Source organism: Novosphingobium sp. MBES04 (assembly GCF_000813185.1).
Lineage (GTDB): Bacteria > Pseudomonadota > Alphaproteobacteria > Sphingomonadales > Sphingomonadaceae > Novosphingobium > Novosphingobium decolorationis.
The window spans coordinates 1,727,580-1,741,703 of record NZ_DF850488.1; the positions used below are offsets into that span (position 1 = coordinate 1,727,580).

Annotated in this window: 17 protein-coding genes; 9 read left to right on the plus strand and 8 right to left on the minus strand. The window is 67.4% G+C overall.

The features are described from left to right. Nucleotides 1-21: 21 nt before the first annotated feature. Both MBENS4_RS07450 and MBENS4_RS07455 read left to right on the plus strand, forming a co-directional pair. Nucleotides 22-1,188: a sensor histidine kinase gene (locus MBENS4_RS07450; protein WP_039389773.1), complete on the plus strand. Its 1,167-nt coding sequence runs from the start codon at nucleotides 22-24 to the stop codon at nucleotides 1,186-1,188. Nucleotides 1,189-1,269: 81 nt separating this feature from the next. Continuing rightward, nucleotides 1,270-2,070, plus strand: coding sequence for a LytR/AlgR family response regulator transcription factor (locus MBENS4_RS07455; RefSeq protein ID WP_039389775.1), 801 nt, complete (start codon nucleotides 1,270-1,272; stop codon nucleotides 2,068-2,070). A 145-nt stretch (nucleotides 2,071-2,215) separates the two neighbouring features. Here MBENS4_RS07455 and MBENS4_RS07460 read toward each other — a convergent pair whose 3' ends face one another. Next, nucleotides 2,216-2,425: a hypothetical protein gene (locus tag MBENS4_RS07460; RefSeq protein ID WP_039389778.1), complete on the minus strand. Its 210-nt coding sequence runs from the start codon at nucleotides 2,423-2,425 to the stop codon at nucleotides 2,216-2,218. A gap of 374 nt (nucleotides 2,426-2,799) precedes the next feature. Here MBENS4_RS07460 and nadC point away from each other — a divergent pair, with 374 nt between their 5' ends. From nadC to MBENS4_RS07475, 3 genes are read left to right on the plus strand one after another with little or no spacing between them, the layout of a single operon-like run. After that, a complete protein-coding gene (gene nadC, locus MBENS4_RS07465) occupies nucleotides 2,800-3,675 on the plus strand; it encodes a carboxylating nicotinate-nucleotide diphosphorylase (protein ID WP_039389781.1) in 876 nt (291 codons plus the stop codon). A gap of 19 nt (nucleotides 3,676-3,694) precedes the next feature. Further along, nucleotides 3,695-4,102, plus strand: coding sequence for a hypothetical protein (locus MBENS4_RS07470; protein WP_039389784.1), 408 nt, complete (start codon nucleotides 3,695-3,697; stop codon nucleotides 4,100-4,102). A gap of 1 nt (nucleotide 4,103) precedes the next feature. Beyond that, a complete protein-coding gene (locus MBENS4_RS07475; protein ID WP_084592000.1) occupies nucleotides 4,104-4,829 on the plus strand; it encodes a ribonuclease T2 family protein in 726 nt (241 codons plus the stop codon). A 168-nt stretch (nucleotides 4,830-4,997) separates the two neighbouring features. Here MBENS4_RS07475 and MBENS4_RS07480 read toward each other — a convergent pair whose 3' ends face one another. After that, the gene (locus tag MBENS4_RS07480; RefSeq protein WP_039389786.1) at nucleotides 4,998-5,453 is read right to left on the minus strand and encodes a nucleoside deaminase; all 456 of its coding nucleotides are present in this window, start codon (nucleotides 5,451-5,453) and stop codon (nucleotides 4,998-5,000) included. 114 nt (nucleotides 5,454-5,567) lie between these two features. Between MBENS4_RS07480 and rpmB the strand changes: the two genes are divergently transcribed. Continuing rightward, nucleotides 5,568-5,852, plus strand: coding sequence for a 50S ribosomal protein L28 (rpmB, locus tag MBENS4_RS07485; RefSeq protein ID WP_039389789.1), 285 nt, complete (start codon nucleotides 5,568-5,570; stop codon nucleotides 5,850-5,852). A gap of 103 nt (nucleotides 5,853-5,955) precedes the next feature. Here rpmB and MBENS4_RS07490 read toward each other — a convergent pair whose 3' ends face one another. From MBENS4_RS07490 to xseA, 4 genes are all read right to left on the minus strand, one after another. Continuing rightward, nucleotides 5,956-6,972, minus strand: coding sequence for an esterase-like activity of phytase family protein (locus MBENS4_RS07490; protein ID WP_039389792.1), 1,017 nt, complete (start codon nucleotides 6,970-6,972; stop codon nucleotides 5,956-5,958). A gap of 202 nt (nucleotides 6,973-7,174) precedes the next feature. Further along, complete coding sequence (locus tag MBENS4_RS07495) at nucleotides 7,175-8,074, minus strand: M23 family metallopeptidase (protein ID WP_039389795.1); 900 nt, start codon at nucleotides 8,072-8,074, stop codon at nucleotides 7,175-7,177. Nucleotides 8,075-8,090: 16 nt separating this feature from the next. After that, entirely contained in the window at nucleotides 8,091-8,294 is a 204-nt protein-coding gene (locus MBENS4_RS07500; protein ID WP_039389797.1) for a DUF2093 domain-containing protein, read from the minus strand. 27 nt (nucleotides 8,295-8,321) lie between these two features. Next, nucleotides 8,322-9,905 (minus strand): exodeoxyribonuclease VII large subunit, encoded by a 1,584-nt coding sequence (xseA, locus tag MBENS4_RS07505; RefSeq protein ID WP_052322089.1) that lies wholly within the window; start codon nucleotides 9,903-9,905, stop codon nucleotides 8,322-8,324. Here xseA and purD point away from each other — a divergent pair. Both purD and MBENS4_RS07515 read left to right on the plus strand, forming a co-directional pair. Further along, complete coding sequence (purD, locus tag MBENS4_RS07510; RefSeq protein WP_039389802.1) at nucleotides 9,867-11,150, plus strand: phosphoribosylamine--glycine ligase; 1,284 nt, start codon at nucleotides 9,867-9,869, stop codon at nucleotides 11,148-11,150. The two genes, xseA and purD, sit on opposite strands and share 39 nt — an antisense overlap. A 4-nt stretch (nucleotides 11,151-11,154) precedes the next feature. Then, nucleotides 11,155-11,649, plus strand: coding sequence for a hypothetical protein (locus tag MBENS4_RS07515; protein WP_039389804.1), 495 nt, complete (start codon nucleotides 11,155-11,157; stop codon nucleotides 11,647-11,649). Between the two features lie 167 nt (nucleotides 11,650-11,816). Here the strand turns inward: MBENS4_RS07515 and MBENS4_RS07520 are convergent, their stop codons facing one another. Continuing rightward, nucleotides 11,817-12,344 carry a hypothetical protein gene (locus MBENS4_RS07520; RefSeq protein WP_039389806.1) on the minus strand — a complete coding sequence of 176 codons (528 nt, stop codon included), beginning with the start codon at nucleotides 12,342-12,344 and terminating at the stop codon, nucleotides 11,817-11,819. 91 nt (nucleotides 12,345-12,435) lie between these two features. After that, complete coding sequence (locus MBENS4_RS07525) at nucleotides 12,436-13,422, minus strand: adenosine kinase (protein WP_039389809.1); 987 nt, start codon at nucleotides 13,420-13,422, stop codon at nucleotides 12,436-12,438. A 170-nt stretch (nucleotides 13,423-13,592) separates the two neighbouring features. Between MBENS4_RS07525 and MBENS4_RS07530 the strand changes: the two genes are divergently transcribed. Then, complete coding sequence (locus tag MBENS4_RS07530; RefSeq protein ID WP_039389811.1) at nucleotides 13,593-14,078, plus strand: hypothetical protein; 486 nt, start codon at nucleotides 13,593-13,595, stop codon at nucleotides 14,076-14,078. Nucleotides 14,079-14,124 lie beyond the last annotated feature (46 nt).

Here is a 14,124-nt window from a genome sequence, read left to right on the forward strand (position 1 = left end):
AATCTAGGCTAGACCATGGTCATGCGCGTACTGCCCATCCAGCCGATTCCGTTCTTCGCGAACAAGGACAAGGCCTTCTGGCGCCTGCAGACCGCCGGCTGGGCCGGTGCGATGCTGCTGCGCACGATGTCGATGATCGCCAACAACCAGCCCCTGACCTCGCTGGTCCTGGTGCTGATCCAGACAATCACCGGCTTCTCGATCTCGCTCGTCCTCTCGGTGATCTACCGGGGGCTCATCGCGCGCCGCCCGATCATCACCTGGGGCCTGACCGCGGTGATCCTGGCCTTTGCGGTCTCGCTCCACGCCTTCATCGACGCCTGGGTCTGGTCGCTCTGGCGCACCGACAGCGACGCCAGCTTCACCCAGCTGTTCCTGGGCGTGCTCTACATCGACGCGACGCTGCTGGGCGCCTGGTCCGCGCTCTACTACGCGATCAATTTCTACCTCCAGGTGGAGGAGCAGAACGACCAGCTGATCCGGCTCGAAAGCCAGGCGACGAGCGCGCAGCTGGCCATGCTGCGCTACCAGCTCAACCCGCACTTCCTGTTCAATACGCTCAACTCGATCTCGACGCTGGTGCTGCTCAAGCAGACCGAGCCGGCGAACGCGATGCTGAGCCGGCTTTCCTCGTTCCTGCGCTACACCCTCGTCAACAAGCCCTCGGCGCGGGTGACCGTGGCGCAGGAGGTCGAGACGCTGAAGCTCTACCTCGACATCGAGCGCATGCGCTTCGAGGAACGGCTGCGCACCACCTTCACCATCGATCCCGCCACCGAGAAGTGTCTGCTGCCCTCGCTGCTGCTCCAGCCGCTGGTCGAAAACGCCATCAAGTATGCCGTGAGCCCGCAGGAAACCGGGGCCGAGATCACCATCGCCACGCAGCTCATCGGCCCTACGCTTCGCATTACCGTCTCCGATACCGGGCCGGGCTTGCAAAGCGCCACCACCGACAACAGGTTGTCGGGCATGACCTACGATGGAGGGGAGCCGGTATCCACCGGCGTTGGCCTATCGAACATTCGTGACAGGCTTGACCAGGCGTACGGCGAGGATCACCGTTTCGAGACGCTCGAACCGGTCGAGGGCGGCTTTGCCGTCCTTATCGAGATGCCCGCCGAACGCCGGGACGAAGCCGAGGAAGACCTGCCCGGTCGGCCACCCCTGGCCGCCCTGGCGGGACGCTGAGCACACCACCCGCAATCACCAAAGGGGGCGGGAACAAAGGGGGATGGCGCGCATTGCGCTTTTTTCCGGAGAAGTAAAAAGATGACAATTCGCACGATCCTTGTCGACGACGAGAAGCTGGCCATCCAGGGCCTGCAGCTGCGCCTCGAGAAATACGCCGACGTCGAGATCATCGACACGTGCTCGAACGGGCGCGAGGCGATCCGCAAGATCAAGACCGAAAAGCCCGATCTCGTCTTCCTCGACATCCAGATGCCCGGCTTCGACGGCTTCTCGGTGGTCAAGGGCGTGATGGAAATCGAACCCCCGCTCTTCGTCTTCGTGACCGCCTACCAGGAACACGCCGTGCGCGCCTTCGAGGCCAACGCGGTGAATTACCTGATGAAGCCGGTCGACGAGAGCAAGCTCGACGACACGCTCGCCCGCGTGCGCCAGCGCATCGCGGAAAAGAAGTCCGCCGAAGAGGCCGAGAAGCTGAAGTCGGTGCTTGCCGAAGTTGCCCCCGATGCGGTCGACCATATTCCGGAAGACCCCGAACAGGCCGCTTCGGAGCGCTACGAGAAGCTCATCAACATCAAGGATCGCGGCCAGATCTTCCGCATCGATGTCGACACGATCGAGCACATCGAGGCGGCGGGTGACTACATGTGCATCCGCACCGCCGACAACTCGCTGATCCTGCGCGAGACGATGAAGGATCTGGAGCGCCGCCTCGACCCGCGCGTGTTCCAGCGCGTCCACCGCTCGACCATCGTCAACCTCAACCAGGTCCGCCAGGTCAAGCCGCACACCAACGGCGAATGCTTCCTCGTGCTCGATTCGGGCGCGCAGGTGAAGGTCTCGCGCAGCTACCGCGACGTGATTGCCCGCTTCGTGCACTGACGCACGAACCACCGCCGGAAAACGAAACGAAAAGGGCCCTGCCGGTCACCCTTTCCAGGGGACGGGCAGGGCCCTTCGTCGCACGAGGCACCGGCCATTCAGGTGCAAGGGGTGGCCAGTGTCCGGCCGGGCGTACTGCGGAACCTTACTTGGTCGCGTACTCGCCGGCTTCGGCGTTGAAGTTCTTGCGGGCAAAGGCCTTGGCCGCCGACTGCGTCTCGAAGATCTCATCCTGCAGCTTGGACGAGACGATCGGATAGCCGATCGAGTTGTAGCGCGTGGTGCGCACGGTCAGACGGAAATTGCCGCTCTCGTCCTTCTGGATGAGGAAAGGCTTGATGGGGCCCTGGGCCATGAAACTGCTCCTATATCGTGTACCGGCGACCCGGCATTGCTGTTGAACGGGAGGACCTTGCGCTCCCTTGCGGGTGCGCACGGAATCCGATCCCCGGCACGAGCGGGGCGGGCCAGAACGGCAGCCGAAAAACGCCCGGCAGACGCGGGGGGCGTCCGGGCATCGGCAGGGTTGGGCTGAACAGCGATCCGGGGGGACTGCGGGCACCTGGAGCGGGGGGGCTCCGGGCCGTGGGTCCTGGGTCATGCAGCCACGAGCGCCTTGTGGCCTGTGAGCTCGTGTTGGAGCCCCTATGCGCTCCTTTTGCGTATTTTGCAAATCCGGGATGCAACGCCTCCTCGACAGGCGGGCAATCGCTTGGCAAGGACACGCACATGACTGAGCCGACCCTGTCCGGCCTCGCATACGAGGCCTTCGCCATCGACACATTCGTTGCCGCCACCCTCGCCGAGGACCTGGGCGAAGGACTGCCCGGAGGCGGACGCGACGTCACCAGCGAAAGCGTGATCGATGCCGACGCGCGCTTCTCGGGCGTCATGGATTCGCGCGATGCGATCACGGTGGCAGGCCTGCCGCTGGCCGCGGCCTTCTTCCGCGCGCTCGATCCCGATATGGAGATCGAGATTCTCGTCGCGGAAGGCACGCAGGTCCAGCCTGGCGCCGACCTCATGCGCCTCACCGGCAACGCGCGGGCCATGCTGACGGCCGAGCGCAGCGCGCTCAACACCGTCCAGCACCTGTCCGGCATCGCCACGATGACCCGCGCCTACGTCGATGCGATGGAGGGCCACGCGACCCTTCTCGACACGCGCAAGACCATTCCGGGCCTGCGGCACCTCGAGAAGTACGCCACGCGCATGGGCGGCGCCCAGAACCACCGCATGGGCCTGTGGGACGCGGCCATGATCAAGGACAACCACGTCCTCGTCGCGGGCGGCGTCGGCCCGGCCGTGGCGCGCGCGCGCGAAGCGGGCGTTGCGCAGATCATCTGCGAGGTCGATCACCTGGAACAGATCGAACCGGCCATCGAGGCGGGCGCCCACCACCTCCTGCTCGACAACATGGGCCCCGACATGCTGCGCGAGGCCGTGGCCCGCGTCGCCGGGCGCGTCCCCACCGAGGCCTCGGGCGGCGTCAATCTCGCCACCATCGGTGCGATCGCAGCTTCGGGCGTCACCTATGTCTCGGTCGGGCGCCTCACCCAGAGCGCGCCGGCGGCCGACATCGGGCTCGACTTCACCCCGCTCTGACCCGGGACGTCCGCGCACGATGCCGTCCCGGCCGACCTCGATCCGCATCTTCGGCGCCCTGATGCTGGCGCAGGGCCTCACGGCCCTCGCCACCGTGCCGCTGACCTATGCGCAGGAGCCCGGCAGCCTGCCGATGGTGCTGATGGCGATGTACGCCATCGGTTACTACCTGTGCTTCTGGTTCATGATCGCGCGGCGCGCCAACGCCATCGCGCTGTGGTTCTATGTCGGCCTTTCCCTGCTGGACCTGCCGATGACCATCGTCTTCTGGGAAGAGTACACGGCCCCCGGCACGCTCCATCTGTCGCTGAGCCTTGCCAACCTCGCGCTCGAACTGGCCTCGGTGGCGCTCCTGCTGTGCACCGATGCGCGCACCTGGGTGCACGCCAGGGGCCAGGTCCCCGATCACCGGGACATCTTCGGCTAGGATGGCGCGCACGGGCATCTGCATCGGCCTCGGCCTCGCCCTCGCGCTCCTGGCGATGCCCCTTGGCCCGCAGCACGTCCTCGCACAAGCCTACCAGTGCCGCATGCCGCGCCAACTGGCGCCGTCAGGGCCGGTCACCCCCGATGGCCCTGCCCGCCCGCGTCCCGTCGCGGGCTACACGCTGGCGGCCAGCTGGTCGCCCGACTGGTGCAAGACCCACGGCAATCCCAAGGCGATGCAGTGCGACACCCGCTTCGGGCGCTTCGGCTTCATCCTGCACGGCCTCTGGCCCGAGGCCGCGCGGGGCCCCTCCCCGCAGTGGTGCGCGGCAACGCCCCTGCCCCGCCCGCAAACGCTGCGCAAACACCTGTGCATGACCCCATCGCCCACGCTGCTGGTCCACGAATGGGCCAAGCACGGCAGCTGCATGACGAAGGACCCGGCCAAGTACTACCGCGTGAGCGCGATCCTGTGGCGCTCGGTGCACTGGCCCGACGCCGACCGTCTCTCGCGCAAGGAGGACCTGAGAGCCGGAGACGTTCGCGACGCCTTCCTCGCGCGCAACCGCGACTGGCCGCGCAAGGCCATCGGCATCCACCTCAGCCGCAAGGGTTGGCTGCAGGAGGTGCGCCTGTGCTACGGCGCAGACTTCCGCCCCCGCGCCTGCGACTCCCGGCGCCTGGGCGCGCGGGACGATACCGCCATGAAAATCTGGCGGGGGCTGTAAGCCCGAGAATCAGGAAATGGATTCCGAGGGCCATCGCCCTCGGGCTCCCCAAACTGTCTGGCTCACGTCCCGCGCGCCACCTTGGCTGAGAGTGGTGAGGTCGCCGATTCCGGGGTCAAGGGGCGATGGCCCCTTGAAGAGTCCTTCTTTCTATCTTCCCGGCCCCGATCAACGCCGCTCGCGAAAGAAGGTGCGCAGGAGATCGGCCGCTTCGGCCTCGCCCATGCCGGAATAGACCTCGGGGCGGTGGAGGCACTGGGGGTGGTCGAAGACGCGCGCCCCGTGTTCGACGGCCCCGCCCTTGGGATCGCTGGCGGCGTAATAGAGTCTGGCGATACGGGCATGGGCGATCGCGCCGGCGCACATCGCGCAGGGTTCAAGGGTCACCCACAGCTCGCATCCGGTCAGCCGCTCGTCGCCGAGGATTCGCGCGGCCTCGCGAATCGCCTCGATTTCGGCGTGGCTCGTGGGGTCGTGGCGGGCCCTGGGGGCGTTGCGGCCGGTGGCGATCACCTTTTTATCCTTCACCACCACGGCGCCGATGGGGACCTCCCCCGAATCGGCGGCTTCGCGGGCTTGCGCGAGGGCGAGAGCCATGTATTGGGGGAGCGGCCAGCGGGTCATGTACCCTGCGCTAGCCTGCGAAATCCGCCCATGCAACTTGACCTTTGCACAGGGAATCAGTAAGGGCGCGCCTTCCCGTACTTACGGCAACCGTTTTTTCGAGCGAGAGTAAACATGTCCCGCATCTGCGAACTGACCGGCAAGGGCCGTCAGGTCGGCTGCAACGTCAGCCACGCCAACAACAAGACCAAGCGCGTCTTCCTGCCCAACCTCCAGAACGTCACGCTGATGTCGGAACGTCTGGACCGCAGCTTCAAGTTCCGTGTTTCGACGCACGGCCTGCGCTCGGTCGAGCACAATGGTGGCCTCGACAACTGGCTGCTCAAGACCTCGGACGGCAAGCTCAGCCCGCGCGCCCTCAAGGTCAAGCGCGAGCTCAAGAAGCAGCAGGCCGCCTGATTGTCCTCACCCCGCAAGGGGTGAACGGCCAATTCGGCTTCTCGCAAGGGCGTGCGGTTGAACCGCGCGCTTTTTGCGTGTCCTTTGCTATCTGAACCCGCGCTCAGCGGACGCGCTTCGATGCGTCCGTACGCGGTAGCTGTGCGGGATCGACCGACAGCTTCCACAAAAGCGTACGCTGCCAGTGGCGCATGAAATTGTCGTCCGAGATCAACCAGATTTCGACGCGGCCCTGCGCGCCCTTACGCACCGCCATTCCCTCGAAATTGTCGAGCGGCATGTCCGAGGCCAGCACCGCGACCTCCTGCGAGGTCCAGGTCCTGCCCGGCACGATGTCGCGCGGATCGGCAATGACGATGCGCCCCGCAAAGGTCAGCGGCGCTGGCCAGACCAGCCGCCGCATGAGCACCAGCACGCGCCCGTCGGGCAGCGTGGCGGCATCGACCGCAGAAAAGTTGCGCGGCCCTGCAAATTGCAGCCGCAGGGCTTTCGCACCCTCGACCGGATCACCTTCGAACAGCACCGCTTCGTGCAAGCGCCCACCCGTCCCCGACGTCGGCGTTTCGCGCAGCACGAGAAAACGTCCGTCCTCCAACCGCGTCAGTGCCTCGGGGCCGGAGTTTACACCCCATGCGCGCATCGAGGCAGATCGCACCCGGTTCTCCTCCTCCAGTGCAGCGTTCATCCGCACGATCGCGTTGATGCCCTCCATTCCGAGCCAGATCGCGCCGCTTCGGGAGTCCCGAAAGGCCGATTCAACATCGCGATCCTCCTTCTCCTTGCTGCGCGCCGCCAGGCCCAGCCTGCCATAGGCATGGCGGAAGGGCGCCCCTGTGCGCATGTCGAGGTGCAGCCACATGCCCCCGTCGCTGATTGCGAGAAGCTGGTCATCGTCAACCGGCACCAGAGCCGAATAGCCGCCTGCACTCGCACCGGTCAGTTGCCAGGCACCTTCCAGGCGCAAGGGACCAAGATCGCGCGCCAGCCGGTCCCCATCGGGCAGGCGCTGACGCGCCAGCGCAAGGCCGTTGCCCTCGGGCTCGGGCAGCTGCGGTGAGCGCACCCAGATCGGCACGAGGAGCCCGGCCAGCAGGATCAGCGAAGCAATACGAGCGCGCACGGGTCCTCGTTGAAGGCGGATATCGTCACGTTAGGGTATATGGAGCAGGAAGTAAGGAGATTTCCGAGGGCCATCGCCCTCGGGCTCCCGAAACTGTCTAGCTCACCTGCCGCGCGCCATCCCGGCTGAGAGAGGTGAGGTTGCCCATTTGGGGGTCAAGGGGCGACGGCCCTTGAACAATCCTTCTTTCGAACTGGCGCGATCAGTCCATCGGCCCTGTAAACAGGATCGGATCGACGCGCGCGTCCTTCCACTTGATCGACCAGTGCAGGTGCGGCCCGGTCGCCCGGCCCGAACTGCCGATCTTGCCGATCACCTGGCCCTGGCGCACCGTATCCCCCACCTTCACGTCGATTTCCGAGCAGTGCAGGAACGCGCTGTTGAGGCCATTGCCATGGTCGATCATCAGCAAGTGCCCTTCAAGCGAGAAGGGCTTGGAATCGGCCGCCAGGATCACCGTGCCATCGGCCGGCGCGACGAAGGGCGTGCCGCTCGTACCGGTGGCGATGTCGAGACCCGAGTGGTAGCTGCCCGGCTCGCCGCGGTAGATGCGCTGTGAGCCGAAGCGACCCGAGATTCGGCCCTTTACCGGCCAGATGAAGTCCTGAGTCCAGCCCATAGCGCCGGTGCGCTTGGCGCGCGCGGCCACGATCTGGGCGAGTTCCGGACGACGAATCTTCATGAAGGCTTCGGACGGCCCGCCCTTGCGGCGCGCGACATTCACCCGCTCGATGTTCCACTGGCGCGGCGAGACCGAGATCGTGCGCTCCACCACCGAGCCATCGGCCAGTTTGGCAACGAGCCGGGCGCTGTCGCTGGCATCGCGGTCGAAGGCGGCAAACCACTGGCCCGACCCTTCCGCCACGCCGACATCCTCGCCATCGAGCGTCATGGAAACGGTGCCCCTGGGCGCGACGCCGCGAATCCAGCCCCCTTGCGTGACTTCGCCGGTAAAGGAGAGGCCCTGCCCGCGCGCCGCATCATCGGCCGCGTGAGCCGGGCGCTCGGCGGCCAGAAATGTGCCCGCGGCGAGAACCGCGCAGCCAAGAGCGCCCCCCAAGGCCAGCCGGCCAAGGAGGGACGTGGGTGCAAACTTCGTCATGGGATGGTTCCCTGGGTCAGGTGTCCGAGAGCATGCGGCGCGTCGCGATCTCCGCGCTCGCGTAGGCTTCCTGCCGCTCCGCGCTCCAGTACCGCAGCTCCTCGAGCGCGATAGGCTCGCCAGTCACGGCGCAATTCACGTAGTTGCCCGGGCTCAGCATGCGGTAGCTGCTGGGCCCGTAGGCGAGCTTGGCGGGACGGTCGGCAGAAGACATTAGCATGACCCTGGATCTAGCAGAGGCCCCGCCTCAAAACAAATCGCCCTGTCGCGGTTCCTCGGCCTTCGGTCGCGGAGCAGGCGCGGGCTTGGAACTGTCCTTGGGCGCCGGGGCCGGAGTGGGGCTCGGCGCCGAGCTGGAAGGGGCGGGTGCGGGGCCGCTCTCGCCCACCGCGACCGCCAGTTCGCCATCGCGAAATTCCAGGACGAGGCCGGTTTCGGCCGCCGCCTTCGCCCGCGTAGTCAGCGCCTTGCCGTCCACGGTCTTCACCAGCGCATAGCCCCGTTCAAGCGGCAAGCGTGGGTTGAGCTGGGGCAGCACGCGCGCAAAAGGCGCCAGCCGGTCGCGGTCCTGCGCCCAGCGGCGGGTCAGGAGGCGCGGTTCGAGGCCCGTACCGGCGAGGTCCTTGCCTGCCTGGACCACCTGGCGCTGGAGCAGCGGCAGCGAGAGCCTGGCGGCGACGACCCCGAGGTGCTCACGCTTGCGCCCCGCCCGATCCTTGAGGCCGCGCCGCAGCCGGTCGGTCAGATCGTCAAGCGCCTGCGCCTTCATGGCCAGGATTGCGTCCGGCTTCGGCAGGCGCTGCACGCGCGCTTCCAGCCGCTCACCGCCCAGGGTCACCGGGCGCAGCGCGCAGCGGCGCATGCGAAAGCCCATCTCGTCCAATTGGCCCAGCAGTTCGCGGCGCACCGGCACCGCCATTTCGGCGGCGGCGGTGGGCGTGGGCGCGCGTCGATCGGCGGCGTAGTCGCACAAGGTGGTGTCGGTCTCATGCCCCACGGCCGAGATGACAGGGATCGAGCAGTCGGCCACCGCGCGCACGACCACTTCCTCGTTGAAGCTCCACAGGTCCTCGATCGACCCGCCGCCGCGCGCCACGATGACGAGATCGGGGCGCGGCACCGGACCGCCGGGCGCGATGTCGGAAAAGCCGCGCACCGCGTTCGCGACCTGCTGCGCGGCGCCCTCGCCCTGCACCAGCACCGGCCAGACCAGGACCTCGCTGGGGAAACGGTCGGCCAGACGGTGGAGAATGTCGCGGATGACTGCGCCCGTGGGCGAGGTGACAACACCGATGGTGCGCGGCAGGAAGGGCAGCGCGCGCTTCCTCTCGGGCGCGAAGAGACCTTCCGCGGCGAGCCGCGCGCGCAGCTTTTCCAGGAGCGCGAGCAGCGCGCCCTCGCCCGCGATCTCCATCGATTCGATGACGATCTGGTACTTGGAGCGTCCGGGATAGGTCGTCAGCTTGCCCGCCGCAACGACCTCGATCCCGTCCTCGGGCCGGAAGGCGAGGCGCTGCGCATTGCCGCGCCACATCACCCCGTCGATCACCGCCTTGTCGTCCTTCAAGGCGCAATAGAGGTGCCCGGAGGCCGCGCGCTTGACCCCCGACAGCTCGCCACGCAGGCGCACATAGCCAAACCGGTCCTCGACCGTGCGCTTCAATCGGGCCGAAATCTCGGTGATCGAGAGCGGCGCGGCGTTGTCCCCTGCGCCCTCCTTCGCTACCAGCCCCTCCAAGCGACCGTATTCGGTATTGTCATCGTCAGTGGATCGATTGAAAGGCACGGGGTTATGAACATCCTTCTTCTGGGCTCGGGCGCGCGCGAACATGCGCTGGCATGGAAGATGGCGCAATCCCCGCTGTGCGACGCGCTCTACGCTGCCCCCGGAAATCCGGGTATCGCGCAGGAGGCAACCTGCGTGGAGCTGGATGCGACCGACCACGGTGCGGTTCTCGCCTTCTGCGAGGACAAGCGCATCGGGCTCGTCGTGATCGGCCCCGAGGCCCCGCTCGTCGATGGCCTTGCCGATTCGCTGCGCGAGGCCGGCGTTCCGGTGTTCGGTCCCAACAAGGCCGCAGCCCAGCTCGAAGGCTCCAAGGGCTTCACCAAGGACCTGTGCGCCAAGGCCGACATTCCCACCGGCCGCTACGTGCGCGTCACCAGTGAATCGGCCGGACTTGCCGCTCTTGCCGAATTCGGCGCGCCGGTGGTGGTCAAGGCCGATGGCCTGGCCGCGGGCAAGGGCGTGACCGTCGCCATGACCGAGGCCGAGGCCGAAATGGCGGTCATGGAAATCTTCTCGGGCCGCTTTGGCGAGGCGGGCGCAGAAGCGGTGATCGAGGAATACCTCGAGGGCGAGGAAGCCAGCTTCTTCGCGCTGACCGACGGTTCGACCATCGTGCCCTTCGCCAGCGCGCAGGACCACAAGCGCGTGGGTGATGGCGACATCGGCCCCAACACCGGCGGGATGGGCGCCTACAGCCCGGCCAAGGTGCTCACCCCCGAGCTCACCGCCGAGACGATGACCCGCATCATCGCGCCCACCGTGCGCGCGCTGGCCGACGAGGGCATGCCCTACAACGGCGTCCTGTTCCTGGGCATCATGCTCACCAGCACCGGACCCAAGCTGATCGAGTACAACTGCCGCTTCGGCGATCCGGAATGCCAGGTGATGATGATGCGCCTGCAGAGCGATCTCGTCGAACTGCTCCACGCCTGCGCGGAGAACCGCCTCGGCTCGGTGGCGCCGCCGCGCTTCTCCGACGAGCCCGCGCTCACCGTCGTGATGGCCGCACGCGGCTATCCCGGCACGCCCGAGAAGGGCGGCGCGATCAAGGGTATCGAGGGCAACGAAAACGAGAACGTGAAGGTCTTCCACGCAGGCACCGCGATCAAGGACGATACGCTGGTGGCGACCGGAGGCCGCGTGCTCAACGTGACCGGAATGGGCTCCTCGGTCAGCGAAGCGCAGGGGCGTGCCTACGCCGCGCTCGATGCCATCGACTTCCCGACCGGCTTTGCCCGCCGCGACATCGGCTGGCGCGAGGTGGCGCGCGAGAAGAGCGCCCACTAAGCCCATGATCAAGCACGCCGACGCCATCCTCAAGCTGTGCCTTGCGGCCGGGGCCCTGATGGGCGGGGCGGGCGTCGGCTTCTACTATGGCATCTACCTGCCCTCGCAGGACATCCACCAGCAGAGCCAGGCCATGGCCGAGCGCCAGGAAAATGCGGTCCACCAGACCGACGCACTGGCCCAACAGGCCCGGCGCGAGAAGGCCGCGCAGACCGCCTTCGAGGACTGCGTCAGCCGCACGCAGCTGACGTACAAGAACCACTGGAGCGCGGCCTGCCGCGCCCAGCACGCCGCCGACGTCGCCGAGTTCGAGGACTGCGCGGACAACTTCTTTGCCACCGAGAGCGGATGCCGCCGCAAGCATCCGATCCGGCCCGAACGCGGCTGCGCGCTCACCACCCAGCTTGCCGACCGGCTCGTCGAGGAACGCCGCGAGGCGCGCCGCGAATGCCAGGTGGATCTGGAAGAGGCTCGGCGCAGGGCGTCTGCCGAAGTCTGAGTTTTCAGGAAAGAAGAGAAGACTATTTCAAGGGGCCATCGCCCCTTGACCCCGGAATGGGCGACCTCACCCTTCTCAGCCAAGGCGGCGCGCGAAAGGTGAGCTAGACAGTTCGGGGAGCCCGAGGGCGATGGCCCTCGGATTTCTCTTCTTCGTCTCTTGATCAATCACACTGCCGCGCGGCTGAGCCCTCCGGGCGGCTCGTCGAGCAGGAGTTTCACCATCATCGCCAGCCTCTTGGCGTCCTCGCGCGCGAGGTGCTCCTTGGGAAGCTTGGCCCGCGCCGCCTCCAGCGCGCGCACGACCTGTCCGCGCGTGTAACCGCGCCGGCCAATGAATTCGCCCAGGTACCGGATCGGGAAGGGAAGGGGTTTGCCGATGGCGTGGCACAGGACCTCGAACCAGTATTCGTCGAGGTCGGCATCGGCGTAGAGGTCGCAGTCCTCGGTGAAGGCGACCATCTCGGCATAGACCTGCGCGGGCGGCAGGCCCTGGGATTCCAGCAGTTCGCGGCTGATGCCATGGAGGCTCTCGGCCTCATCGGACCAGTCCCAGTAGGTCCAGCGCGGCGAGGGCTTGATGAGCCAGGCCCGGCTGCGTCCGTCCACGCGCGCGATGGCGACCTCGATGGGAAAGGATTGCCCATATTCGGGCAGGCAGCTTGCCTCGAAGTCGATCAGCGCCGGACAGGTCAATCGGCCAACTCCCCAGTTCCGGGCGCTCCGTCGGGCGGCACACCATGGCGCTGCCCGACGGACCGGAACCGGAAACTTGGCCCCTGTCGGGTCAGACGCCTGCGAGCGCCTTGAGATCGGCTTCCGGACGGGCCCCCATGTGCGAAATGATCTCGGCTGCACAGACTGCCCCAAGCTTGAGGCACTTGGCAACCTCCATGCCGCGCACGTGGCCATAGAGGAAGCCGGCCGCGAACAGGTCACCGGCGCCCGTCGTATCGACGACCTTGGCGATGGGCTCGGCGGGAACCTGGGTCTGTTCGCCGCCGGTCACGGCAACCGCGCCCTTTTCGCTGCGGGTCACGACCAGCGTGCCGATATTGGGCGCGAGCGCAGCGATCCCGGCGTCGAAGTCGTCCTCGCCGGTCAGCGCGGCGAGTTCCACCTCGTTGGCGAAGAGGATGTCGATCAGGCCATCGGCGATGAGCGCGCGGAAGTCGTCGCCATGGCGGCTGATGACGAAGGCATCGGACAGCGTGAAGGCGACCTTCGCGCCCGCGCCGCGCGCGGCATCGATCGCCTTGCGCATGGCGGCGCGCGGCTCTTCGGGATCCCACAGGTAGCCTTCGAGGTAGAGCACCTTGGCGCGCGCGATCATGTCGAGGTCAAGCGCCTCGGCGGGCAGGTACTGCGACGCGCCGAGGAAAGTGTTCATCGTGCGCTGGCCGTCGGGCGAGACGAAGATCAGGCAGCGCGCCGTCGGCGGATCGCCTGCGCGCGGCGCGGTGGTGTAGGCGATGCCGCCCGAACGGATGTCGTGCGCGAAGATCTCGCCCAGCTGGTCGTCGGCGACCTGGCCGATGAAGCCGCAGTCGGCGCCCAGCGCCGCAAGGCCCGCCAGCGTGTTCGCCGCCGAACCGCCCGAGATCTCGGTCGCCTGGCCCATGCGCGCGTAGAGCGAGGTCGCCCCCTCGGTGTCGATCAGGGTCATGCCGCCACGCACCATGCCCAGCTCCTCGATCAGCGAATCCTCGCAGGGGGCCATGACATCGACAATGGCGTTACCGATAGCAACGACGTCCAGGGTAGTCTCGCTCATGCAGCTTGTTTCCTCAGGCTAAGGGGTTGTTCGGCGGTGAACTTCGCGCAGCACACAGGTTTTGCACCGCATCATGGCGCGAGTAGCCTGCCGTCTGTCGCGGTGCAACCTTCCCCGCCCCCGCGGCCCGTTGACACGGGCGCGGCGGCGGGCGATGCGCTGGAGCCATAATGACGACGATCCGCCCCGCACATTCGCGCCTTCGCCGCCGCCGTTCCACGCCCGACCGCACGCCGCTCCCGGGGAGGGGAGCCGCGGTCCTGCTGGCCGGGGCCCTGGCGCTGGCGGGCTGTGTGTCGAGCACCGGCACGGGCGGGGGCTCGCGCACCAGCGCGCCGCCGCGCGCCACCAACATCCGCCCCGCGACGCCGTCCGGCGCGCGCGACCCGCGCTTCCTCAACATTCCGGGGCTCGAAGGCGTGATCGGCGTGACCGAGCGCGAACTGGTGCGCCAGTTCGGCCAGCCCCGGCTCGAAGTCTGGGAAGGCGATGCGCGCAAGCTGCAGTTCACCGGGCGCGCCTGCCTGCTCGACGTCTACCTCTACCCGACCTCGAATTCGAAGGCGCCGGTCGCGACCTACGTCGATGCGCGGCGCCAGTCGGACGGGCAGGACGTGGACCGCGCGGCCTGCGTCGCGGCGCTGCGCCAGCGCTAGGACCTGCGCACAGGGGCCTCGGCCGCCCCTGCATTAACGCGTAAAT